The sequence below is a fragment of the Micromonospora sp. NPDC005291 genome (assembly GCF_040607415.1).
GTDB lineage: Bacteria > Actinomycetota > Actinomycetes > Mycobacteriales > Micromonosporaceae > Micromonospora.
Window position 1 is genome coordinate 41,159 of sequence record NZ_JBEXGR010000001.1, and the last position, 24,516, is coordinate 65,674.

Annotated in this window: 18 protein-coding genes and 2 pseudogenes; 8 read left to right on the forward strand and 12 right to left on the reverse strand. The window is 70.7% G+C overall.

What is annotated here, in order from left to right; all coding sequences use genetic code 11:
* The first annotated feature begins 25 nt into the window (after positions 1-25).
* The gene (locus tag ABZT18_RS00170; RefSeq protein ID WP_354993547.1) at positions 26-2,008 is read left to right on the forward strand and encodes a GTP-binding protein; all 1,983 of its coding nucleotides are present in this window, start codon (positions 26-28) and stop codon (positions 2,006-2,008) included.
* Positions 2,009-2,055: 47 nt separating this feature from the next.
* Here ABZT18_RS00170 and ABZT18_RS00175 read toward each other — a convergent pair whose 3' ends face one another.
* Positions 2,056-2,997, reverse strand: coding sequence for a hypothetical protein (locus tag ABZT18_RS00175; protein ID WP_354993546.1), 942 nt, complete (start codon positions 2,995-2,997; stop codon positions 2,056-2,058).
* Between the two features lie 62 nt (positions 2,998-3,059).
* Complete coding sequence (locus ABZT18_RS00180) at positions 3,060-3,404, reverse strand: DUF1801 domain-containing protein (protein ID WP_354993545.1); 345 nt, start codon at positions 3,402-3,404, stop codon at positions 3,060-3,062.
* 151 nt (positions 3,405-3,555) lie between these two features.
* On the opposite strand from ABZT18_RS00180, the gene ABZT18_RS00185 reads away from it, so the two are divergent.
* Positions 3,556-6,324, forward strand: coding sequence for a LuxR C-terminal-related transcriptional regulator (locus ABZT18_RS00185; RefSeq protein ID WP_354993544.1), 2,769 nt, complete (start codon positions 3,556-3,558; stop codon positions 6,322-6,324).
* Between the two features lie 131 nt (positions 6,325-6,455).
* On the opposite strand, the gene ABZT18_RS00190 is transcribed toward ABZT18_RS00185, so the two are convergent.
* Both ABZT18_RS00190 and ABZT18_RS00195 read right to left on the reverse strand, forming a co-directional pair.
* Positions 6,456-8,432 carry a heavy metal translocating P-type ATPase gene (locus tag ABZT18_RS00190; protein ID WP_354993613.1) on the reverse strand — a complete coding sequence of 659 codons (1,977 nt, stop codon included), beginning with the start codon at positions 8,430-8,432 and terminating at the stop codon, positions 6,456-6,458.
* 831 nt (positions 8,433-9,263) lie between these two features.
* Positions 9,264-9,389, reverse strand: a pseudogene (locus ABZT18_RS00195) (FMN reductase); the annotation flags it as partial.
* A 20-nt stretch (positions 9,390-9,409) separates the two neighbouring features.
* Between ABZT18_RS00195 and ABZT18_RS00200 the strand changes: the two are divergent.
* From ABZT18_RS00200 to ABZT18_RS00210, 3 genes are all read left to right on the forward strand, one after another.
* A complete protein-coding gene (locus tag ABZT18_RS00200) occupies positions 9,410-10,273 on the forward strand; it encodes an LLM class F420-dependent oxidoreductase (RefSeq protein ID WP_354993543.1) in 864 nt (287 codons plus the stop codon).
* Positions 10,274-10,554: 281 nt separating this feature from the next.
* A complete protein-coding gene (locus ABZT18_RS00205; RefSeq protein ID WP_354993542.1) occupies positions 10,555-11,079 on the forward strand; it encodes a hypothetical protein in 525 nt (174 codons plus the stop codon).
* A gap of 387 nt (positions 11,080-11,466) precedes the next feature.
* Positions 11,467-12,348, forward strand: coding sequence for a fructosamine kinase family protein (locus ABZT18_RS00210; protein WP_354993541.1), 882 nt, complete (start codon positions 11,467-11,469; stop codon positions 12,346-12,348).
* Between the two features lie 44 nt (positions 12,349-12,392).
* On the opposite strand, the pseudogene ABZT18_RS00215 reads toward ABZT18_RS00210, so the two are convergent.
* A pseudogene (locus ABZT18_RS00215) lies at positions 12,393-12,500 on the reverse strand (VOC family protein); the annotation flags it as partial.
* 155 nt (positions 12,501-12,655) lie between these two features.
* On the reverse strand, positions 12,656-13,333 hold the full coding sequence (locus ABZT18_RS00220; protein ID WP_354993540.1) for a class I SAM-dependent methyltransferase: 678 nt from the start codon (positions 13,331-13,333) through the stop codon (positions 12,656-12,658).
* 62 nt (positions 13,334-13,395) lie between these two features.
* Here ABZT18_RS00220 and ABZT18_RS00225 point away from each other — a divergent pair, with 62 nt between their 5' ends.
* Both ABZT18_RS00225 and ABZT18_RS00230 read left to right on the forward strand, forming a co-directional pair.
* Positions 13,396-13,617 carry a TetR/AcrR family transcriptional regulator C-terminal domain-containing protein gene (locus ABZT18_RS00225; RefSeq protein ID WP_355250185.1) on the forward strand — a complete coding sequence of 74 codons (222 nt, stop codon included), beginning with the start codon at positions 13,396-13,398 and terminating at the stop codon, positions 13,615-13,617.
* Between the two features lie 152 nt (positions 13,618-13,769).
* Positions 13,770-14,726, forward strand: a complete 957-nt coding sequence (locus ABZT18_RS00230; protein ID WP_355250029.1) for a cyclase family protein — start codon at positions 13,770-13,772, stop codon at positions 14,724-14,726.
* A 34-nt stretch (positions 14,727-14,760) separates the two neighbouring features.
* Here the strand turns inward: ABZT18_RS00230 and ABZT18_RS00235 are convergent, their stop codons facing one another.
* The 5 genes from ABZT18_RS00235 to ABZT18_RS00255 form a co-directional block, all read right to left on the reverse strand.
* Positions 14,761-16,893: a radical SAM protein gene (locus ABZT18_RS00235; RefSeq protein WP_354993538.1), complete on the reverse strand. Its 2,133-nt coding sequence runs from the start codon at positions 16,891-16,893 to the stop codon at positions 14,761-14,763.
* Positions 16,894-16,903: 10 nt separating this feature from the next.
* Complete coding sequence (locus ABZT18_RS00240) at positions 16,904-18,301, reverse strand: TfuA-like protein (protein ID WP_354993537.1); 1,398 nt, start codon at positions 18,299-18,301, stop codon at positions 16,904-16,906.
* Positions 18,294-19,460, reverse strand: a complete 1,167-nt coding sequence (locus ABZT18_RS00245; protein WP_354993536.1) for a YcaO-like family protein — start codon at positions 19,458-19,460, stop codon at positions 18,294-18,296. The genes ABZT18_RS00240 and ABZT18_RS00245 overlap by 8 nt, the downstream gene beginning before the upstream one ends.
* Before the next feature lie 27 nt (positions 19,461-19,487).
* Positions 19,488-19,862, reverse strand: coding sequence for a hypothetical protein (locus ABZT18_RS00250; protein ID WP_354993535.1), 375 nt, complete (start codon positions 19,860-19,862; stop codon positions 19,488-19,490).
* 148 nt (positions 19,863-20,010) lie between these two features.
* Entirely contained in the window at positions 20,011-20,373 is a 363-nt protein-coding gene (locus ABZT18_RS00255) for a hypothetical protein (protein WP_354993534.1), read from the reverse strand.
* A gap of 355 nt (positions 20,374-20,728) precedes the next feature.
* Here ABZT18_RS00255 and ABZT18_RS00260 point away from each other — a divergent pair, with 355 nt between their 5' ends.
* Complete coding sequence (locus ABZT18_RS00260; RefSeq protein ID WP_354993533.1) at positions 20,729-21,475, forward strand: MerR family transcriptional regulator; 747 nt, start codon at positions 20,729-20,731, stop codon at positions 21,473-21,475.
* A gap of 8 nt (positions 21,476-21,483) precedes the next feature.
* On the opposite strand, the gene ABZT18_RS00265 is transcribed toward ABZT18_RS00260, so the two are convergent.
* Positions 21,484-24,516, reverse strand: coding sequence for an ATP-binding cassette domain-containing protein (locus tag ABZT18_RS00265; protein ID WP_354993532.1), 3,033 nt, complete (start codon positions 24,514-24,516; stop codon positions 21,484-21,486).

The following is a 24,516-nucleotide window of genomic DNA, read 5'->3' on the forward strand; positions in this document are numbered from 1 at the left end:
CGAGCTTTCGAGGACCCGTCAGCCCATGAAGACCGTCAACCTTGGCATTCTCGCCCACGTCGACGCCGGTAAGACCAGCCTGACCGAACGCCTGCTGCACGCCACCGGCGTCATCGACGGGCTCGGCAGCGTCGACGCGGGCACCACCCAGACCGACACCGGCGAGATCGAGCGCCGCCGGGGCATCACCATCCGCAGCGCCGTCGCCGCGTTCCCCATAAGCGACTGCCAGGTCAACCTGCTCGACACCCCCGGGCACAGCGACTTCGTGGCCGAGGTCGAACGCGCGCTCGGGGTCCTGGACGCGGCAATCCTGGTGCTGTCGGCCGTCGAGGGGGTACAACCGCACAGCCGGCGGATCATGCGGATTCTCCGGTCGCTCCGGCTACCCACGCTGATCTTCGTGAACAAGATCGACCGGGTGGGCGCCCGCGCTGACGAGCTGGTCGCGGACGTGCGCCGGCTGCTCACCCCGGCCGTCGCCCCGCTGGGCACGGTCCGCGCGCCCGGCACCCCCGAGGCCGCCTTCCGGCTTTACGATCCGCGGTACGACCCGAGCGGCGCCGACCGGCTCGCCGAGGCCCTCGCCGAACACGACGACGAGCTGCTGGCCGCCCTGGTGGACGACCTGCCGCCCGACCCGGACCGGATCGACAAGGCGCTCCGGGTGCAGACCGCGGCCGGGCAGGTCCACCCGCTGCTGTTCGGCTCGGCGCTGTCCGGCGCCGGCGTACCGGAACTGCTGAACGCCATCGCAGCCTTGCTCCCGGCATCGCCGCCGGCGGAGCTCGAGCCTCGGGCCCGGGTCTTCGCCATCGAGCGCGACCCCGCCGGCGAGCGGGTGGCGTACCTGCGGTCGTACGGCGGGCAGCTCCGGGCGCGGCAGCGGGTCATCGCGTACCGCCGGGAGCCGGACGGACGGATCACCGCGACCCGCGCCCGGATCACCCGGCTCGACGTGATCGGCGCGGGCACCGACCACGCCGACCCGACCGGGCGGGACCAGGGGCCGGCCGCGCTGACCGCCGGGTACATCGCCCGGGTCGCCGGCCTGACCGGGGTACGCCTCGGCGACCAGCTCGGCAGCCCAGTCGGCCTCGACGGGCGATCGTACTTTCCGGCGCCGACCCTGGAGGCGGTGGTTCGACCCCGCGACCCGGCCCGGACGCTGGCGCTGCACGCCGCGCTGCTGGACATCGCGGACGCCGACCCGTTCATCCGGACCCGGGTGGCCCCGGACGGCGGCACGAGTGTGCTGCTCTACGGCGAGGTGCAGCGCGAGGTGCTGGCCGCCACGCTGGCCGAGGCGTACGGGATCGAGGCGGAGTTCGGGCCGGGCCGGCTCATGCACGTCGAGCGGCCGACCGGCACCGGCAGGGCGGTGGAGATCATCGGGCACGGCTTCTTCGGCACGGTCGGGTTCCGGGTCGAACCCGGCTCCGGGGTGGACTACCGACTGGAGGTCGAACTCGGCTCGCTGCCGCTGTCGTTCCACAAGGCCATCGAGGAGGCCACCCGGGCCGCTCTCGACCAGGGTTGTTTCGGCTGGCCGGTCACCGACATCCGGGTCACCCTCACCAACAGCGGCTACTGGTCGCCGATCACCACAGCCGGGCACTTCCGGGACCTGGCGCCGTACGTCCTCATGCAGGCGCTCGCCGAGGCCGGCACCCGGGTCTTCGAGCCGTGCCGCCGGTTCGAAGCGGAGGTACCGGCCGACCGGCTCGGCTCGGTCACGTCGTACCTGGGCCGGCTCGGCGCCCGGATCGACGGCACCGACGAAATCGCGGCCGGCTGGCGGATCGGCGGGGTGCTGCCGGCGCGGCTCGAGCCGGAGGCGCAGCGGCGGCTGCCGGACCTGTCCAGCGGGGAAGGGTTGTGGTCGTCGGTGCCCGGCGGCGACCGCCTGATCGCCGGTGACGCGCCGCGCCGGCCCCGCACCGACGGCAACCCGTTCGACCGGGTGGAGTACCTGCGCTTCCTCGCCCAGCCAAGGAACCGATCCTGAAACTTCGCTGGTGCGGGCACCGGCGCCGCACCCGCTTCAACCCCTCTTCACCTGGCGGGAACGTCATCCAGGTGCAGCTGGTACCAGTGCTCGTTGGTGACCAGGTGCAGCACCGGCCCGCGGCCGACAGCCGTCACACGGGTCGGAAGCGGGCCGCCGTCGGGCAGGACGAGCCCGTACTCGTCGGCGACACGCAGCGCATCGCCGTCCAGTTCCCCGACGACGAGCCGGTCCTTGTTCGGCCCGTACCCGCCCAGCAATCCGATCCGGGTGCCGCTGACAGCCAGGGCTCTGGCTCCATCGATCGAGTTGCGCCAACCGGTGACCTCGCCACCTCGGACCCGCACGATCGGGAAGTCGGTGTAGTAGCAGGTCCAGACCGCGTCGTCGGTGACGTTGAGGGCGTAGCAGTCACTGATCGCGCCCACGGTCCCATCCACATGGGACGCGAACCGCCACACCGGCCGCAGCTCGGGTGAGAAGCGGATCAACCCCCTGTCGCCGACCGGCGGCGGGGCGTTCCCGCCACCCCAGCCGTAGTTGCCGTACACGCCCTCATCGAAGTACCCCACCCACACCTCGCCCGAGGTCGTGGTCAAGACATGCTCGATGCCGTCGCCGAGAGTTGCCGAGACCTCGACGTGTCCGTCGCTGTCGTAGATCACCGCGTTGCGGTCCGGGCCGTCCGGACGCCACCGGCACCGCGCTCCGACCACCAGCAACCGTCCCTGCGGCAGGGGCTGCACCGATGGATAGGCCACCGTCATCCCCTGCAACGACGTGACGTGGACGCTGTCGCCGGCCTGCCTACTTACCCGCACCGTGACGGGACGGTCGGTGGTCGGGTCAGGGAATGTCGCCCCACCCGCTTGGGTAGTGACCGACCCCATCGCCGCGCCGTCGGCCGCGTTGGCCCACAGCGCGAAAAGGTCGCCGGCCGGTCCGATCGACACCGACACCAACACGTCGTCGCGATAAGGCCGCACCACCGGCGAACCTGGCGCGAGCGTCCACGTCGGCCGCCCATGGGCAGTCTGATTCACGCTGGGAACTATAAGGTGGCCGTGGTCTTTCCCAGGATGCTGGCGAGTGCGCCGTAGTCGACGTCCTGCCCTTCTGTGATGTCGACAGTCTTGCGTTCACCGTTGCCCATGGCCCGGAGGAATCCCTTGACCTCGGGGATGTCCGTCGCGTTGAAGACCATGAACGAGACCTTGGACTTGGCTACCGCGATGACTGCCGCGTAGTGGCCGTTCTTCAGGTAGTGCGGCTTGCCGTACTGAAGCCGTTCCTCGACACCTGGGATGGTCTGGTCGACCATCGCACGTAGTTTTTCACATACGTCGATCTGCCACGGCTGCGTCTTGTTGATGTACTGGGTGACATCGTCGTTCACGGTCTCCTCCTTCATCGCTGTTCACTGGGAAGCGCGGGTCAGCCCGGTAGAGCCTGCTGCACGGGGGGCGGGACGGGCATCGGCGGCGATCACCCATTCCACCACTCATTGGACTACGCACTACTGATCCAGCGTCGAGCATGATGGGGCGATGGAGGTCACGCATCCCGCCGGAGCGTCGAAGCGAGAGCTCGAGGTGCTCGTCATGCTCGGCGCGCGCCTGCCGAACGCCGACATCGCCGGCAGGCTGCACATCTCCGTGCGGACCGTGGAGAATCACGTCTCCTCGCTGCTGCGCAAGTACGGCGTCGCCGACCGGAGGGCGCTCGGCGAGCTTGCCGTACAGATGCAGGCGGGGGCACCGGTGCCTGGCCGGCTGGCCGGCCTGCCATCGGCGCTCACCACTTTCGTCGGACGGAGCGCCGAGCGCGAGCACCTGATGGAGACGCTGCGCGGCGCTCGACTCGTGACCGTGGTGGGGCCAGGCGGGATGGGGAAGACCCGGCTGGCGGCCCAGATCGCCGGGGCGGCGGGGCCCTCCTTTCCCGCTGGCGGCGCGTTCGTCGACCTCGTCCCGGCCCGCGGCGGGTACGTCGCACAGGCGGTGGCCACCGCGCTCGGCGTCAGCGAGCGCCCCCAGCAGTCGCTGGAGGACGCTGTGGTGGAGCGGCTCGGAGAGAGCCGATCGCTGCTGGTGCTGGACAACTGCGAGCATGTGATCGACGTGGTGGCACCGTTCGCGGAGCGGGTGCTGGCCGCCTGCCCGCGTACCCACATCCTCGCCACCAGCCGGGAACGCCTCGGCATACGAGGTGAGCGTGTCGTACCGCTGGGCCCGCTGCCGCTGGAGTCCGACGCCGAGCGACTCTTCATCGACCGCGCTACCGCCGCGGACCCCGGGTTCGGGGCGGACCCGGTGGTGGTCGGCAAGCTGTGCGCGCGACTGGACGGTATGCCGCTGGCGATCGAGTTGGCTGCGGCCCGCAGTGCCACCCTGGGCGAGAACGGGTTGTTGGCGGCGCTCGATGATCAGCTACGGCTGGTGGCCGGCGGTAGGGGTGTGGACGAGAGGCACCACTCGCTGCGTGCGGTCATCGACTGGAGCCACGACCTGCTCGATGACGAGGAACAGGCACTGTTCCGGCGGCTCGCCGTCTTCGCCGGGGCGTTCGACCTCACCGCCGTCGCCGGGGTGAGCCCTGCCGGGTGCACCCGCGGTGCGGTTGCCGACGTGCTTGGCAGGCTGGCGGACAAGAGCCTGGTCAGCGTGCACCGCCGGGGCGGAGCGGCCCGGTGGCGACTGCTGCAGACGGTGCGCGCGTTCGCCATCGAACAGCTGGACGTGTCGGGCGAGCGGCCGGAGGTCCAGGACCGGCACCTGCGCTGGGCGGCGGACGTCGCCACCGAGCTGGAGACCAGGCTGGACGGCGACGAGTGGTACGAAGAGTTCGACGGAGCCGCCGACGATCTGAGAGCCGCCCTCGCCGTCGCCCCCGAAGGCCCGGGTGAGCTGCCGCACCGGCTTGCCCAGGCACTGGCACACCTCGCCTACACGCGGCGGTTCCTGATGGAATCGCTCTGCCACTACCGGACCGCCGCCGAACGGGCCCCCGCTCCGGGCGAGGCCGCGACGAACCTGCACGCGGCCTCCGCCGTTTCCCACGCGATCGGCGACGACGGTCAGCGGCCCTTCGACCTGCTGCTGGCCGCCGCGCAGCGGGCCCGTGCGGCCGGGGATCGTGAGGCCACGGCCATCGCGCTGGCGCAGGCGGTCACCACCGCGCGGCGGCACCCGGCAGGGTTCGCCGCCCAGGTTCCCTACGAGCGTTTGCGTGACCTCCTCGACGAGGCGATGTCGGCAGCCGACGGGGCGAGCGACGCCGTGGTGGTGGCCCGCCTCGCCGAGGCGGCGGCCTGGGCCGCAACCTCCGACAGGTACGAGGCCGACCCGGCGCTCGCCGAGGCCGCCGTGGCAGCCGCCCGGGCCACCGGCGATCCGGTGCTGATCAGCGCGGCTCTGGACGCGGTGGCCACCGCCGACATCGTGGCGGGGCGGGGCGCGGACGTTCGCCGGATCATGGACGAACGGTTGACCCTGCTGCCTGCGATGTCCCGGCACGACCCGGGCGCCGCCCCGGAGATCGTCGACACGTACCGGATGGCCCACCTGGCTGCCCTCGGCGTCGGTGACCTGCCAGCCGCCCTGTCGATCGGCCAGCGGACAGTGGACGACGACCTCGCCGGCAGCTCCTACTACTCGGCCGCCCTCCTGATCACGCCGCTGGTGCTCAGCGGACGCTTCGACGAGGCGCTGCGGATGGCGGGCACCGCGTGGGAGGGTTGGCGGCGGGCCGGCCGCCCGCGCACCGGCACGATGTCGCCGCCGATGGCCGCGGTCGCCCTCGTTCACGGGCTGCGCGGCGACGACGAGGGGCGCGCGCTGTGGCGTTCCCGCGCGATCGAGGTCATCGGGGAGCCACCCCCGCACTCCACGTTCGTGTCGATGGTCGACGCGCGGCTCGCCGTACACACCGGACGCGTCGAGGACGCCGCCGCGCTTGTCCGCCTGACGTTCAACGGCACCCGCAGCTGGTCTCCGCCCTACTCGCGGGCGGTGGGCGCCGAACTGGCCGTCGTCGCCGAACTCCCCGACGCACCGGACCTGCTATCGGCCGCCGAGCGGCACGAGAGCGCGTGGGCCGCCGCCTGCACCGCCCGCGCCCGAGGCCGCCTGTACGGCGACACCGCCGCTCTCACCGCCTCTGTGGCGGGATGGGAACGCATCGGCGCCCGGTTCGAACGAGCCTGCACTCTCCTGCTGTTACCCGACCGTGCCGCTGAGGGCCGGCGAGACCTCGCCGCCCTCGGTGTCGGGGTCTCGGCTCAGGGCTTCGAACCCCTAACGACAGGGGATCAATAGTGGTGTGTTGATGTGACCGGCATGGCGGCTTGCGTCGAACAACGCCATTTCGATCCGGCCCGTTCCGCGAGCGAGGCCGTAAAGCGGATGCTGGCGGCGCTAGCGGCGGTCAGATCTCGACACCAGTGCTGTTACTCGGCGGCCGGGCGCAGTCGTACCCGGCGCAGGAGTTGGGCGTTGAGCGCGACCACGATGGTGGACGCGGACATGAGCACCGCTCCGATCGCCGGACTGAGTGTGACGCCGGCCCAGGCGAGGACACCGGCTGCCAGGGGCAGGGCGATCACGTTGTAACCGGCGGCCCAGGCCAGGTTCTGGATCATCTTGCGGTAGGAGGCCCGGGACAGCCGGATCACCGCGGTGACGGCGCGGGGGTCGGATGAGGCCAGGACCACTCCGGCGGATTCGATGGCGACGTCGGTGCCAGCGCCGATGGCGATACCGACGTCGGCGCGGGCCAGGGCGGGGGCGTCGTTGACGCCGTCGCCGACCATCGCCACCCGCAGGCCCCGCTGCTGAAGGGCGGCGACGACCTCGTCCTTGTCGGCGGGCAGCACTTCGGCGAACACCTCGTCCTCCCCCGGGCGGAACCCGAGGTCGGCGGCGACGGCCTCGGCGACGGACCGGGCGTCCCCGGTGATCATCGCGATCTTGCGGATGCCCTGTTGGCGCAGTTCCGTGATGGCCTGCCGTGCCTCGGGACGCACCTGGTCCTCGAGTGCCAGGGCGCCGACGACGCTGGCCCGGTCGCCGTCGTGCAGGCGCAGCAGGTGCAGCACGGCGGCACCGCGCCGCGCCCAGTCGTCCTGGTGTTGCCGCAGGGCCTCGGGAACGGTTGCCCGCAGTTCGCGTAGCAGGGCGGGTCCGCCGACGGCAAAGGCGGCGGCGTCGACGTCGGCGCGTACGCCCCGTCCGGTCAGCGATTGGAAGTTGGAGCCGCGGCGGGTAAGGCCACGGTCAGCGGCCGCGGCGACGATGGCCCGGGCCAGCGGATGTTCGCTGTCGGCTTCCACGGCGGCGGCGATGGCCAGGACGTCGTCGTCGCTGGTGTCGGCGGTGGCGGCTACGCCGGTGAGGACGTGTTCGCCGCGCGTGAGGGTGCCGGTCTTGTCGAACAGCACCGCGTCGACGGTGCGCATCCGCTCCAGCGCGAGGCGGTCCTTGACCAGGATGCCGCCCTTCGCCGCGACCGCGGTGGACAGGGCGATAACCAGCGGGATGGCCAGGCCGAGAGCGTGGGGGCAGGCGATCACCAGGACGGTGACGGTTCGCACGACAGCCTGGTCGAGGTTGCCGATCAGCGTCCAGACCAGCATGGTCAGCACGGCGGTGGCAGTGGCGATGTAGAACAGCCACGCGGCGAACCGGTCGGCCAGAACCTGCGCCCGGCCGCTGGACTGCTGCGCCTGCGCCACGAGCCGCTGGATGCCGGCCAGGGCGGTGTCCGCGCCGACGGCGTCAACGCGGACCCGGATCGCCGCGTCCGTGGCGATGGTGCCGGCGACGACCCGCCCACCCGAGGTGCGCGACACCGGCCGGGACTCACCGGTGATCATGGACTCGTCCATCTCTGCGTCGCCGTCGATGATCGTGCCGTCGGCCGGCACCCGTGCGCCCGGGCGTACGAGGACCAGGTCCCCGACCGTCAGGTCGGCCAGGCTCACCCGCTGCGGCTGGCCGTGCGGGTCGAGGCGTTCGGTGTCGTCGGGCAGCAGTGCGGCCAGGGCCGACAGGGCGCCCTGGGCCTGCCCGATGGCCTTCATCTCCTGCCAGTGCCCCAGCAGCATGATGGTGACCAGGGCGGCCAGTTCCCACCAGAAATCCAGGTCGAACGCGCCGGCCGCGGTGGCAAGCGACGCCGCGTACGCCACGGTGATCGCCATCGCGATCAGCAGCATCATCCCCGGCGCCCGGTCGAGGACCTCCCGTACCGCGCCCTGCAGGAACGGCCACCCTCCCCAGGCGAACACCACCGTGCCCAGCACCGGCCCGACCCAACCGATGCCGGGGAAGTCCAGCCGGTAGTCGAACCAGTCCATCACCATGTGACTGGTTGCCACGATCGGCACCGTCAGCACCAGGCTCAGCCAGAACCTGCGCCGAAACATCTCCGGGTCATGCCCGGCGTGCTTGTCATGCCCACCCTGCCCGCCGTGTCCCTCGTGACCAGGGCTGGCAGGAGAGGCTGCCGCGCCGCGCTCCCCGTGTCGATGGCTGCCCGTCGGCACCATCGGCGTGCTGTCGTGTTCGTGCGACATCGTCATCGCCTCCCTGACCGACGACTATACCCCCCACGGGTATCGCCTTCCCGGCGTATCGCACCCGGACGTTCACCTTCGTCGCCGGTATCGAGCCGGCCATGACGCTCGTTCGCGCCCGGTCATGAGCGACCGGGCGCGGACCGCCGAGTGATGCAGCCGGGGGCGAGGCCAACGTGCCTCTCCCCTCGACTCAGACCCTGGGCGAACCGGTTGCGCCGGGCGATCAGCGCGTCGGGTGGGACGGTCGCCTGGGACGCGAACCAATGAGTTGCCGGAGTAGTCCTTCAGGAGGATCGCATCCAGGTACCGGACCGGGACGCGAACGTGAACGGTGATCTTGTTGTTGCGGTCGCAGGAAACGCAGGCAGGCAGGGGAAGGCCCGTGCGCTGAAGAGTCCAGGACAGCACGATATGAGGACGCGTAGACATGATCCCTCTTAAGATCTGACGAAAGGCATGGGAATGAGCCGACGGCGACGTCGGCGACCGATGCGCGGAAAGGTGTCAGGTCTAAAGAGCAGGCGGCGTCACGCGGGGTGAAGTCCTCTCGTGAACGGGTCGGAGAAGAACGATCCAGCTGCAAGGTAGGGCGGGGCCGCTGTCGAGGCCACCGATTTTTGTCCTGGTGCGAGGACGGAGGTGGGGATTCGGCCGCTTCTCCCCCGCGCTCGACAGTCGCGACTCGCGCAGGGCCGGTATGGCCATGGTGTCGTTGACGACGGCCTCCTCGACCCAGCAACACCGTTGCAGCACAGTCACCTCGGACGCGTCGTCGGGGGCCAACCGTCTCGCGTAGGACCCTGGCTGGTGCGTAGTGTTTCGGTATGGCACAGCGACTCGTCAGCGTATGGCAACCGTTCTTCCTTGGTAGCGCGAGTCAGGGCGCGGCCATCGATGCCGCGACCGAGTTGGAGGAGCTCGGCTATTCACGGCTCTGGTTCTCGGGCGGTTTCGAGGAGAACGTCGCCCCACGCTTCCGGGAGATCCTGGACGGGACCAAGCGCATCGGGGTCGCGTCAGGGATTGTGAGCATCTGGCACTCGTCGCCCCCTGAGGCGGCGGCGTTCGCCCAGGACGCGGAGCGCGCCCATCCCGGCCGGTTCCTGCTCGGTCTCGGCGCCAGCCACGCGGTGCTGCTGGAAGGCAGCGGCACCACCTACCGCAAGCCGTACTCGAAGATGGTGGAGTACCTCGACGGTCTCGACGCGGCCGGGCTCCCTCCCGAGCGGCGGATCCTGGCCGCACTCGGCCCGCGGATGCTTGAGCTCTCCCGCGACCGTTCGACCGGCGCGCACCCGTACTTCGTCCCTGCCGAGCACACCGCCGAGGCCCGGGCGGCACTCGGGTCTGACCGGCTGCTCGCTCCCGAGGTCGCGGTGGTCCTCGAACCGGACGCCGCCATCGCGCGTGCCACCGCACGGCAGTACACGAGCGGATACCTCGCCCTACCGAACTACACCAACAACCTGCGGCGATTCGGCTGGACCGACGAAGACTTCGCCGGAGGCGGCAGCGACCGACTCGTCGACGCCCTGATTCCCTGGGGCACCGCCGAAAAGGTCGCGGCCGGGCTGGACAAGCACTACCAGGCCGGGGCGGACGAGGTGGCGGTCCAGGTACTCAACGGCGGCGACGCCACCACATTCCCCGCCGACGCGTTCCGCGCTCTCGCCGCAGTTCTGATCTGACTCGGCGACGGCCCGGTCAGCGACCAACCCACCGGTACGGCAGCTACCCACGGACGGAGTGCACCCGAAGTTACGTCGAGCGGTACCTGACCGAGAGAGCCACAACGCCGGCCGGCGCGAGCTGTCCGCCCGTCCCGGTCTGACGCACCGAAGTCGTCGCGGCGACGCCCCAGCTCACACGGCAGGTAGCCGGCCCGATCCAACGGGGCTCGTGGCCGATGCGTTGGACCGGATAGATCGCGGGGTTTCGCCGGCTGTCGCTTCCGGGTAGCGGATGGCTCATGAACCGCAATCTCGTGAAGGCTCTGCAGGTTGCGTGGGGGCTGCCGGAGTTCCGCAACGGAGTGCGCCACCTCATCGATCTCGACGAGGTGGCGGTCCTGCTGGCCACGCTGTCCGTCGCGGATCATGATCGCGAGGTTGAGATCAGCCTGCTGAGCCTGCTGCGATCCGGCCTGGACACGATCGAGATTCGGGAGGCGGTCTTGCTGATGCTGGAGCAGGACGAGGTGCGCCGGCCGCTCGTCGCAGCGGTGGTGGAGCCGCTTGCGGACCGGCCGGGTCAGGCTGCCGCCATCGCTTCGGCGGCCGAGGATCCTGCGGTGCGGCGGGAGGTACGGGCGGTGCTGGACAGCGCCAAGGTGCGCGAGCTGATCTGGCAGGCTGTTGACAACCAGGTGAGCGACAACCGGTTCGGCTTGATCCGCCGGGTGGCGGTGTTGTTCGTGCGGCACCCGAGCGTCCGGCGCCTCGTGTGGACCGCGCGCCGGCACGGAGTGTTGCGTGAACTACGCCGCAAGGCGTGATCTTCAACGGTCGTGTGACGCTAGCCGCAGCGCACGAACGGCGGCAGCGGAGTGCGTTCTTCGGGGCCAGCCCAGTGGGCGCGGATCGCGTACCTTGCAGGCATGCCAGTGGCATCCGCCGACTCGCGGCACGTTGCGGTCGCTATCCCACCAGATCGTCGCCTCGCGATGAGTCCATTCACCCTGGCGCTGGTCGCAGTAGGGCTGGTCGGCGGCTTCGGAGCTGGCAGGACGTAAGCGGGAAACTGCACCACGACGGCACCTATCCAACCTGCACCGAGACATGCTCCTCTGCCCGATGCTCACCTCGCTCGACGGCTACGTCGAGGCGGCGGAGGGCGACCTCGGCGCAGGGGCGACCAAGGACCAGGAGGTGTATCCGTCCTGATGCGCTCGACGACGGTCCTGCTGGAGCGCCTGTTGCGGGCCGGGATGCGCGAGGTCGTCACGGTGGAGCCGGTGACGGGTGGGGTCGCGGCGCTCGCGGGCATCGCCACCCGCCGGGACGCACCGTCGGTGTTCGTCAAGGCCTTCGCCGAAGCCCCGGCCGACGACGTCTTCGTCGCGGAGGCCGCGGGGCTGGCCGCCCTACGCGAGCTCGGCGGGGTGGCGACACCCGAGGTGATCCTGGCGAACCGGGAACTGCTCGTGTTGTCGGTGCTGCGGCCGAGGCCGCACGGCGAGATCTTCTGGGAGCAGTTCGCGCACGTGCTCGCCCGCATGCACATGAACACGATCCATCCTCGCTTCGGCTGGCACCACGACAACTGGCTGGGTCGCCGCCGCCAGATCAATACGTGGAATGACGACGGCTTCGTATTCTTCGCAGAGCACCGGCTGCTTCGGTGGCTCGGGCAGCCTCGCGTTGAGGCGGCACTGGATGCCGGAGACCGGGCGGCGCTGGAACGGTTGTGTCACCGGCTGCCCGACCTGCTGCCGGACCAGCCGGCATGCCTGACACACGGCGACCTGTGGGTACAGAACATCTTGGCCACTCCGGACGGGCGGCCCGCGCTGATCGATCCGGCCGTGTCGTACATGTGGGCCGAGGTCGACCTCGCGCATGTGTGGTCCACCTCGCCCCCGCCCGAGGCGCGACGAATGTTCGAGGTCTACGCGGACCTGACCTCGCTCGACGGCGACTGGCGGGCTCGCATGCCGATTGTCCAGCTGCGGCAACACCTCGCCGTGCTGGCCCAGTTCGACGACGACTGGGGCGCAGGTGACCAGATCCGTTCCGTCCTTGCCCCGTTCCGGACGCGATCCTGACCAAGTGTGACCTTGGCGCCGCACTGGCAAGTGGTGCGACGTCAGCCAGCTACCTGGTTACCGATTGCGCCGCGTTGGTGTTCTCCGTTGGCGCGAGCGAGCAGGATCCCGGTCTGGACGCCCGGCGGCCGGACGACGACCCACCGCTTTGGGTCGACCGTCATTGGCTAGCACGGTCGTGGTTTGCGGTGGTGCTGCAAGACGAAGGCGGGGCCCACTCTTGCCATTGTCGGCGCCCTCCGAACCGCCCCCTGTCAACGCGCAGGCTGGCTGCGAGACCGATCCCGGTCACAACATTGTCGGTGCGTCAGTGGTCTTCGGTGTAGTAGGAATGCACGGCGGGTTGTCCGGTGTAGTTGGCACCAGCGCGATCGTCGGCGCCCAGGTACCGGTACGGGAGGCGGACGTCACGTCGGCCGACGCAGCTGATCCGGCGGCGACGGGGGTCGTAGGAGAAGCCGGCGGCGCGGAGCCGGGCGGTGAGGCGCCGCCCAGCGAGTCGCCCGTCAGGAAGCCGGATGCTGGACAGGTCCAGATCGGCCACGAGCCGGCCGGTGGGAGTCAGCCAGCCCGCCGTCCGGGTCAGGACGGCGAGCTTGTCTCCGACGTAGTGCAGTCCGTGCAGACAGGTGATCAAGTCGAACGTCCGCGTTGGCGCCCAGTTGGCGACGGAGGCGCAGATCAGCTCCAGGTTCAGCGGTGGTGCCGGTACGGGATCGAAGGCGTCCACCAGGTCCACCCCGACGATAGCTGTCCGCTCAGCCAGCCCTGCCAGGCGCAGCTCCTCAGCAGCCTGAATCAGCGCCCGACCAGTGCCGCAGCACAAATCCAACCAAGCGGCTGCCAACGGTTCAGCCCTGCCGGTGCCGACAAGGCCGGCGGCAAGAACGTCCAAAGGGTTGAACCTCAACTCCCGGGTGTAGCTGTTGACCCCGGACAGCTGCCGTTCGCGGTTCATGGCGCAGTTGGCCACCACCGCCGACACTGCTCCAAGGCATCGTTACGAAGCAGGTCGAACTTGGCGCGCTGGTCAACCACGGCACCATCATCCCAGGGACAGCTCCTCAGACCGAACCCTCGACCAGCCGTGGGCTCCTGCAGGTGACCGACCCGCTGCTCGCCGCTCAACATTTGAACTATCTAATTTTGTCAGTCCCCGCGAACGAGGCTATGTTCTCGACCCGAGACAAGCCATACAGCCGCCGGCAACTACAGCGCTACGCAGACGAGGCGGTCCGTGTTTTCATGGCCGCCTACGAACGTCGGTAAAGACTCGTCGAGACGTACACCTTGGGTGGTCGCGGCGCCGGCGGTGCGGACGAGTCGTCTGATCGATTAGTCATTGCGGTCTTCGATTCCAGCGGGCGGGATACCCTACCCGCGGTGCCTCGAACCGCGTGACCGGAGGAGTCGATGCTGGGATGACGGCAGGGCGACCGATACCCACACAGGACGACGTGCTCGGGTATTTCGACACGCTGTCGAACTGGGGACGGTGGGGCGACGAGGACGAGCTCGGAACTCTTAACCACATCACCGACGACGTCCGGCTGGCGGCGGCGCGGGCCGTGCGCCACGGCAGGAGCGTGTCCTGCGCGTGGGAGGTTGCCGTGCCGGAGGACATGGAGCGGTCGACGACGACGTGCCCGTGCGCCGCCGACATGCCGGGTGCCGAGAACATTCCGGTGCCCGGCTTCCACGCCGACCGGCGCTGGGGCTTTTCGTCCGAGCGGATCGGCATCACGTTCCACGGCAACACCCTCACCCACGTCGACTCGCCGTGCCACATCTTCTGGGACGGCACGATGTACAACGGGCGGTCGCACTCGTTGGTCGACGCCGCAACGGGATCGGCGTGGGCGGCCGTCACGGCGGCGGCGAACGGAATCATCACGCGTGGTGTCCTGCTGGACATTGCGAGGGCCCGCGGTGTGCCGTGGCTGGAACCGGGGCAGGGTGTGTTTCCCGACGATCTCGAGGAGGCCGAGCGTCGCCAGGGTGTACGGGTGCGACCCGGCGATGCGGTACTCCTGCGGACCGGCTACGGCCGCGTCCGGCACGAGGCCGGTGAGGCCAGCGGTTTCACGCAGGCCGGCTGGCACGCGTCCTGCCTGCCGTGGCTACATGAACGCGGCGTCGCGCTGATCGGCGCAGACACCCCCCAGGACGTTCAGCCGTCGGGGTACGAAGACGTGTTGATGCCGGTTCACGCCGTGAGTCTCGTCGCGATGGGTCTGTGGCTGCTCGACAACTGCGACCTGGAGGCGTGCGCGGCAACGGCTGTCGAGCTCGGCCAGTGGGACTTCCAGCTCGCGGTCGCGCCGGTCCGTTTCGCCGGGACGTCCGGCAGCCCGGTCAACCCGATCGCCACATTCTGACCGCGGTTCCCTGGTCGCGATCAAGACGGTCGGGTCACCGCGCCGGCCCGGTCGGGGCTGGGAGCTGATGCCGGCGGATCAGCCGCTGCCCGATGAAGGTCCGCCAGACCCGGTCGGCGACGGTCGGTTCGACGATCCAGAGCCGACGCTGCGCCTCGGCGAGGGTGAGCGGCGCGGTGAAGAGATCCAGGAACAGCCGGCTGCTGCGGTTGAGCGCGAACACCTGACCGTCGACCCGGCGGAACAGGTGCCGGTCCACAGGCAGGTCGCCGGGGACGCCGTCCTGCTCGTCCGACCGGATCCGCCGGTACGCGTCCCAGACCTGCTCGTCGTCGCGGTCCACGAAGGAGCCGTTGGCGAGGAACTCGGTCTGGTCGTCGGTGTCGTGCCGGACCCGGTCGTGGGCGAGTACGCCGCGCACCGCGGTGCCGTAGCGGTCGTGGTAGAAGAACGTGTGCGGGGTGTCGGTGCTGCCCAGCCACGGCCGGTGGTAGTGCCCGGGGTTCAGGCCGGCCTTGGCCTGGGCGACCTCGGCCTGCACCGCCTCGGTCACCGGCTCGTCGTACTGGAGCACCCGGACGATGTCTGAGCCTTCCACCGGCCGCACGTTGGTGATGCCGAACCGCTCCGGCTCCTTGGCGACGATGGCGCCCGGGGTCAGCATGAAGTCGCCGAGCCCGCCGAGGGTCCACAGGTCCGGGTTGTCGCGCAGGAATGCGATGCTGTCCAGCGCCTCTTCGCGGGTCTCGGTGGGGAAACCGGTGAAGCCCATCATCTGCACGCCGATGTTGGCCTTGGTCATCGCGGTCATGGTGCGCCGTGCCTGCTCCGGCTTGGTGCCCTTGTCGATCAGGTCGAGGATGCGCTGGTTACCGGACTCGAAGCCGACCGAGATGGCCACGCAGCCGCTGCGCCGCAACAGCTCGCAACGCTCGTCCGACCAGTACTTCTCCAGCCGGATCTCGGCACCCCAGCGGAAGTCCAGCCCCCGCTCGACGACCTGCTCGGCGAAGCGCAGGATGGTCGCGGGAGCGAGCACGTCGACCGAGAAGTAGATGAACTTGGCGAACTTCGACAGCTCGGTGACGTCCGCGATCATCGTGTCCACCGTGTTCTGCCGCCACGGGCTGGTGGGACCGTCGGTGTTCAGGCCGTAGTCGCAGAAAGTGCACTTGTTCCAGTAGCAGCCTCGGGTCGGCGAATAGTAGACGAACCGCTCCGGGCTGAGATAGAGGTCCCAGGGCAGGCCGGAGAAGTCCGGGACCGGCACCTGCGCCAGGCGTTCGTAGCGCAGGGGCAGCTGACGCTGGCGGCCGTACTTCGGGTGCAGCCGGACGTTGGGGTGCCCGGCCGGCAGGGTGCCGGCCTCCACCGCGTCCAGGATCTCCGTGTACGCGGTCTCCCCCTCCCCGACCACGATCGCGTCGAAGTCGGCCAGCACCTGGAAGACGTACTCGGGTTTGCTGGCGCACTTCCAGACGTCGGAGATTTCCGTGCCACCCGCGATGAGGAAGACGTCCGGGCAGGCCCGCCGGACGAGTCGGGCGATCCAGAGCGCGAACGGGAGCTGCCACTGGTAGGTGGCGCTGATCCCGATCACCTGGTGCCCGCCGGCGGCCAGCCGCGGGATCAGCACGTCCTCGTAGTACGGCAGGAAGGGCCGGTTGAGCCGAGCGAGGAGCGCCTCGTCGGTCAGCGCGGCCACCGAGCCGATCGAGATCATCGGCGGCGGGTGGAGCCGGAAGCCGGCGTGGAACTGCCCAGGGAATCCGACCGTGCCGAGCGCGTCCATCCAGGAAATCACGCCCTCGACGGCGTCCTGGTAGTGCCGGTAGTCGTAGAACAGGGTCGGATCCTGCAGCACCCCGATCGACCGTCGCAGCCGCTCCGGATCGGGGTCGGGCAGGCCGAGCTGATTCGCCCGGGCCATCAGCGCGTCCGGACCGCTGAGGTCGTCGATCGAGAGCCGGGACAACTCCCGCCGCAGCCAGTCGTACGCCGACGGCGTGTACGAGTGGTGGAACGCCTCGATGTTGGCGTCGATGATCTCCGCCGGCCGGTGCCCCTGCGCCCGGGCGTACGAATCGAGGTAGTTCAGGGAGTGGTATCCCGAGGTGGGATCGGTCAGCGGGGGGTAGATCAGTGCCGCCTTCACCGTGCCGCTCATCGACTCCTCCTCAGCCGACCCGGGCCGCTGAATCGGCCAGGGTGTCCTCCTGCGCGCGCTCGGCCACCGCCGGCAGTCGCGGGGCGCCGAACGCCTTGACGTACGCCACCAACGGTTCGGCGGCGTATCGGAACGCCGCCAGGTCGACGAAGCCCCGGTCCCACGCCGCCGCTTCCAGCCCGTCGGGGGCACAGCCCCACAGCCTCGCGAAGCACTGGTCGACGACCTCGGTGCGGAAGTGCAGCCGACCACCCGGGCGGCGGTGACCCGTCGTACGCGGGACGAGCGTCTCGTTCAGCGACGCCGCGGTCGCCGCGACCTGCCGCGCCGCGGCGAGCAACGCGGGGGTACGCAGCGGCGCCGCGACCATCCACAGCGCCAGGCTGCGGTACGGCGTGGTGCCGAACGCCCGCACCAACACCCGCAGCACCGCCTCGCGATCGCCGAGGCCCCGTTCCCGGTCGGCCAGCCAGTCCGACCTGCTCGGCAGCGCAGCGGTCAGCCCCCGCAGGCGGGCCGCCTCGCGGGCACGCTCCTCGACCATCGGGTCGTCGATGTCGACCTCGGCCAGCCCGGCCAGCACCCCCCGCCGGTGCCAGGTCGGCGTCTCGGGGTGCAGCAGCATCAGCACCGCGGCGGCCTCCCGGTCGCTGGCCCAGTGCCCGCCGACCGATTCCCCGGCGAACCGCGATCGCCAGCTGTCGAGGAAGCGGGTGTGCAGGTTGTCGATCGGCTGGTCGCCGGCGTGCGCCGGGCACAGCTCGGGCGCGTTGTCCGCCGCCATCGACAGCAGCATCCGTGCGTCGGTGCCCTTGGCGTCGCAGGGGTCCCGCCGGTGCCAGGTCAGAAACCGGTCCACCACGGCCGCCGCCTCGGGTGGCGCGCTGCGCTCCAGCGCGCGGTACGACCGCCGCCGGAAGGGCAGGTCCCGGCCGATGTCCAGCAGCAGCACGGCCTCGGCGTCGCTGAGCACGCCGGCCGCGACGGCACGGCGCAGCGCGACCCGGATGTTCACCAGCGGGACGCTCAACGCGCGGTGGCCGTCCTCGGCGGGCCCGTGCACGACCGCCACCTCGTCGTCGCCCGTGACGACGCCGTCGCGGTAGAGCTGGAACACCTCGCCCACGCCACGCATGCCGAACGGCCACAACTCGGCCGCGCGCAGGGCGCCCATGCTGGCGGCGCCGGCCACGGTCACTCCACGGTCGAGCAGGTAGAGGATCTCCCGGTGGCGGACCGGCGGGTGTTGCAGAAAGAATCCGTCGATGACGAGGACCCGGTCACCGGGGGCGACGTCCAGGCGGAGCAGGTCGCCGTGCGCGACGGGCGGCAGCACCACCGCGTCGGGCAGCAGCCGACCGACCTCGTCGACCGGCAGGCTCGGACCGATGAAGACGACGTCAGTCACGTGGCACTCCCGGTCGGGTACTCAGGGCCCGCTCGTCGAACATTCGCAGGCCGGGGGCGAACACCTTGCTCACCGGGATGCCGATGTCGTCGTGCGTCAGGTCGACGCTGAACGGCTCGACGCCGGTGACCCGCTGCACCCGCGACGCCAGCTCGCGCAGCACCTGGGTCACGTCCCCCACAGGCGGGGTGTCCCGGCGGACCGGCCGGACGGGTCGGTCGACGGTGGGGGGCGGCACCGGCGGTGCGCCGACGTCGTGGTACGCGGTGGCGTCGATGTCGTCCCGGGCTCCGGAGACCATGACCAGCCGCGATTGCGCCGCCTCCGCCATGGCCCGACCGACGGCGATCTCCGGGTCCACATGGCAGCCGAAGCCGCCGAAGGTGACCGGCAGGTCCGGGGACCAGATCGAGGCGGCGTAGCAGGGTACGTCGACAGCGTTGGTGATGTCGCAGATCTCCACCCAGCAGCCGGCCCGCAGCAGCGCCTCGTGCACCGTGCGGGTCATCGCGTTGGTGGCGGTGCCCGGGTCGGCATAGGTGCGCTCGGCCAACGGGGAGGTGCAGTACGGGGCGATGCAGTCGCGTTCGATGACCTCCAGCAGGGCGTGCAGGCTGGCCTCGGCGAAGGTGTTCCCGGTGGCCAGCCCGTTGCTGCTGGGGGTGAACAGGGCGCGGTCCCAGCCACGCCGGATGGTGAAGTCGAGTTCGATGGTGGCGCGGGGCACCAGGCAACGCACACCGGTGACCAGCCCACGGCCGGCCACCCAGTCGAGCTCGACGGCAGGGGTCAGGGGCGAGCGTTCCGCCAGGTGCAGCCACCGGACGTCGTACGGCAGGTCGAGCGCCTCGGCCGGGGACCGGACGACGGTCCCCGGCCGGAGGTTCTCCGCATGCCAGGACTCGATGCTCTCCATTACCGCGCTGACCCGGGCCTGCGTCGCCGTGGCGCCGGTGCCGACGCTCACCGCCATGGTGGCTCCGACCGGCCGGTAGGCGACGTGCACCGGTAGGCCGATCTCGTCGAGGCGGGTGATGTCGGCGACCCGGGTGATCCGGAAACGGTCGAGCATGCCACCGATCCGTTCCCAGGTCTGCTCCACGGTGGCCGTCCGGTAGGTGCCGGCTCGGAACGCGATGGTCTCGGTCGTGTCAGTCATCGAGGCTCCCGGCGGGGGGTGGGAAACTCAGAGGATGAGGACGGCGATGATGTTGACGTTGTTGTCGGCCACCGGGGCCACGCCACCGGCGACCGTCTCCAACTCGGCCTCGGTCAGCTCGTTGAGGTCGACCAGCGGCACCTCGGGCACGTGCAGCACGTGCAGGCCGGGCGTGCCGGACCAGTCGGCGACGACCTGATCCTTGGTGTAGAGCGTGGCGGGCTGGGCGCGGTCGACCTCGACCCTGGCGCCGGGGGCGACCGGCAGGCCGGCCGCCGTCGCGTAGCCGGTCGGATCGGCGAGGAGGCGCTGGAGTTCCTCGTCGCTGCGCCACACTGCGGTGACCAGTTCCGAGTACTTGGTCACGAACCTCGCGCCATATTCCTGTTCGTCGTTGCTCATCGTTCGGTCCTTTCCTCGGGGTCGCTGCAAGATGGCCGGTAGATCGCTGTGGCGAGAACGCTACGAAGATCGAGGCTCGACAATCAATGATTTCGTCTGACTGTCATCAGAATCTGCCGCGCGGGCCGGTGGGCGGCAGACATCGGTGTCAGGTGCAGCAGCACGGGCAGCAGCAGGCACAGCTGGGGTCCAGGCCGGCGACGACGCTGTCCAGCTCGTCCTCGGCCAGCTCCGACTGGGCCACCGGAAGCAGCGACGGCACGAAGAGCGCGAAGGTGCCCGTGGTCTCCGCCAGCTGCCAGGACTCGATCTGCACCTCGATGTCCGGATCGGTGTCGGCGACGTCCCGGACCACCCGGACCTGCACATTCTCGGACAGTTGAAGCCCGTAGCCGGCGAGGAACCCCCGCGGGTCCCGGTCGAGCGCCTGCTCCTTGACCGGGTCGGCCCAGACGTCGGCGACCAACCGGCTGTACGCGGCCACGAAGACCGCTCGATCGACAGGTGTCACGCCCTGCTCCCTTCGATGGTCGGCCGCCTGCGGCGGCGACAGGCAGCGCGGGAGGTTCCGGCCGCCGGTTTCGCTTCATCGTGGGCCACTGGCGTATCCGGTCCGCCCAAAGAGCGGGAATTTCATCGAATGTGGCCGCGAAAAGGTCACGCTGCGGCGAAAGCCGGGTAATTGGGGAATCAGCGACTGGCGGCGGAGAGCGATTCTAATGATTGCCACCACTGTGGACAAGTAGTAATTCCTCGCCTGTCACGCGCCCGGTGCCCGCACATACGCTGCGATCGGCGCACCGCCCACCGTCACCGCGGTTCGACGGGGTGCCGCGTTCCGTCACCGAGTGCTGCCGGAGGCCACCGTGACCATCGACGAGGTGACGACGACGCCCGGCGGCCCGGCCGGGTACAGCGTGGAGGAACTCGCCCGCAAGGTGGGGATGTCTCCGCGCAACATCCGTGCCCACCAGGCCCGACGGCTGCTGCCCCCGCCGGTGCGGCGCGGCCGGGCCGCGCTCTACGACGACTCCCACGTCCGCCGGCTGGACGCGATCCTCGCCCTGCAGCGGCAGGGCTTCAACCTGGTGTCCATCGAGGCGATGCTCGGGGTCCGGGCCAGTGACGAGGCGCCCGACGGACTGACCGCGATGCTGCAACGCCTGACCGCCGACCGTCCCGCGCTGGCCCACGCGCTGACCCGACACGGCGTGATCGGACGGACCACCGACGGCACCGTCCGCACCGTCCGGCCACGCCCACTGCGCGCCGCCCTGGACCTGCACCGGGTACGGGTGGGCACGGTGCCGGCACTGCAGACCCTCAGCGAGGTCCTGGACAGCCTCCGGCCGGTGGCCGACGAGCTGGTCGCCGCCGTCACCGCCCGGTTGCTGGCCCTCGCTCCGGAGTTGGTGCGCAGCGGCGCCCGGTCGTCCTGGGCCGACCTCGACCGGGAAACCCTGCTGCTGACCCAGGGCGTGGTCAACGTGCTCACCGAGGCGTTCCGGCTCGCCGTGGAGAACCAGTCGGAGGCACACGTCGCGGAGTTGCTGGAGAACCACCTCGACACCGACGTGTGCCTGGAAGACAGCACGGTCATCGACAACGGCTGACCGAACCGTCAGCTTGTCGCGCGCTGCCCGTCCGGCTGCCGGCTCTCCACCACGGCGTCGGATGGTTCCGGTTCGGCCAGCAGTTGCCGCCGCGCCAACCGGTGGAAAAGCCCTTCGGGGTGTTCCATCAGCTCGTCGAAGCTGCCCCGCTGGATGATCCGCCCCGCTTCGAGGACCACGATGGTGTCCGCCGCACGGACCGTGGACAGTCGATGGGCGATGACCACCCGGGTCGCTGCCAGGGCCGCGGTGCTCTGGCTGACCACCTCCTGGGTCCGGTTGTCCAGAGCGCTCGTCGCCTCGTCGAGGTAGATGATCCGCGGTCGGGGAGCCAGCGCGCGGGCGATCAGCACCCTCTGCCGCTGCCCGACGGAGAGCGTCCCGCCGCCGAACGGCACCATCGTGCTCATCCCCATCGGCAGCGTCTCCAGGTCGTCGGCGAGACCGGCCATCCGCGCCGCCTCCCAGACCTGGTCCAGTGGGAAGCTGCCGGCGCCGCAGATGTTGTCCCGTACCGAGCCGGCGAAGAGCTGGCCATCCTGCAGGACCACCCCGCACTGCCGGCGGACCGCGTGCACGTCGAGTTCGGAGAGGTCCTGGCCGTCGTAGAGCACTGCGCCCTGCTGCTGGCGTTCGAACCCGAGCAGTAAGCGGAGCAGTGTGGACTTTCCGCAGCCGCTCGGGCCGACGATGGCGACGAACTCACCCGGACGGACGTGCAGGTCGATGTCGACGAGCACCGGCGGTTCGTCCGGCTGGTAGGCGAAGGTGAGCCGGTGCAGCGCGACCTCGCCGCGTAACTCCCCCGGGTCCACCCGGTCCGGCCGCGCCTCGGGGTCGGCGCGCAGGATCTCCCGCAGGCTGCCCAGCCGGGGCACTGCCGCGATCACTTCGACCCCGGCCGACACCAACACCAGCAGCGCGCCGAGCAGCATCGCGAAGCCGACGTTGAGGACGAAGAAGTCGGCCGGCGCGACCCGGCCGGCGAGCGGCCCCATCAGCACGGCGAACAGGACCAGTTGACCGGCGACCGGCAGCACGGTGCCGAAGGCGACCAGGCCCGCCTGACTCTGTCGGACCCGTTGCAGCGCCGCCCGAGCCACTGCGGCCACCTCCGACCAGCGCGCGTGGGCCCGGGATTCGGCGGCCGCCAACTTGATCTTGACGATGCCGCCGAGCAGCTGGTTGGTCATCGCCGCCGCCCGGTGCTCGGCCGGCAGCGCGGACCGTTGCTGACGAACGATCAGTACGGCGAACGCGCCGAAGGTCAGCATGGTGACGGCGACGATCCCCGCCCCCCACAGCCCGAGCACGGGCTCGACCACCAGGAGCATGCCGAGGGTCACCGCGACGGTCGCGGCCGCCGAGACGAGCTGCGGCAGCAGCGCGCTCAGCGCCTCACCGACGAACGAGATCCCCAACATCGAGTTGGCGATCTCACCGCTGCTGCGACCGGCGAAGAACCGGGCCGGCAGCCGCATGAGCCGGTCCCAGATCGCCAGCTGCGCGCCGGACTGCATCCGGCCGTCCAACCGCAGCAGACGCAGGTTCTGCACCACACCGACCAGCCCCGCGACCACGGCGGCGCTGAGCATCAGCGCGAGGAAGCCGAACAGGCCGTTCACCTCGCCCTGCCGGGCGAGCTGGCCGAGCACCTCGCCGGTGGCCAGCGGTACGCCCAGGCCCAGCAGCGCCACGCAGGCGGCGGCGAACAGCAGGCCCCGCACGTCGCGCCGCGCACCGACCAGCCCGGCCCGCAGCAGGTGGCGCATCCGAGCGGTCGGCGGCAGCGGCGCCTGCACCTCGGTCGCCTCCGCGGCGAACGTCGCGGCCACCGTCGCGTCGACCGGACCGTACGCCCGGGTGTCCGGGTCGACGTGGTGGTAGCGGCCTCGGCGGAACACCAGCGGCACCGCGACGGCGCGCTCCGGGTCGTCGCCCGCCCGCCACCCCACCAGCGGCCCCAGGTCCCGCCGCCACCAACGGTCCGGCAGCCGCACCTCACGCAGGAACAGGCTGGACGCTCGGGTCACCGCGTGCACCGCCGCCCGGTCGTTCAGCGGCGCGCGGCTACGGTCGGCCGGCTCGTTGATCGGGCTGCCCATCCCCTCGGTGACCACCCGGACCACCGAGGCCGCCCGCCCGTACCGGTCGAAGCCGGCCTCCCCGTCCGGAATCGGAACCGCGCCGCCCGCGCCGATCACCCCGATCGACCGGCGGGCCGCCGCGGCGAGCACCGCGGCGTCGGCCTGCCGGCGCCGCTCCACGGCACTCAGCAAGGCCGCGTCGGCCTCCTCGATCCGGGTCTCCACCATCCGCAGCAGCCGGGCCACATGCTGGTCGACCGCCGACCGGAGCTGACCGCTGACCAGCAGGTCCCAGCTGCCGTGGCTCTCCACCGCGCACGGCGACTCGGCCACCACCCAGTCCCGCTCGGCGACCAGTAGCAACTCCCGCTCCCCCGACATCTCCGCCGGGCCACCGTCGTTGCGTCGCAGCTGTCCGCCGGCGCTGCGAAGCCACCAGGCACCGCCGGTGGAGGTGAGGGCGCTGCCCTGCGCCAGCGAAATGATCTCGCGTCCACGCAGGGTCGACGCCTCCCGGGGCGCCTGCCCGCGGCGCAGCGCGTCGGCGATGGTGACCAGCACCAGGTCCACCGCCGCGACCAACTCCATCGCGGCGGTCCGCGCCCGAAGCGACACCCCCTCGTCCGCCACGCGGCCGAGCCGGACGTGTCGCTCCAGCAGGGACAGGTGACGCCGGGACAGTCCGCACAACTCCGTGCCGGGCAGCGGCACCAGGATCAACTGCCACGCACCGATCGCGGTGGACGTCGGCACCAGGCCACCCGCGGGCAGCCGGGCCACATGGTGACGACGCGAGGGGCTCATCCCGGCCCGGCGCACCGCGAACAGGTCGGCCTCGCCGCCGGTCACCAGCCAGCCGGCCACCGGGCCGTCCAGGCGACAGACCTGGCGTACGCCCTCCGCGCAGAAGCCGATCAGGCCGCCGGCCGGGGAATCCTCCACCGCGCCACTCAT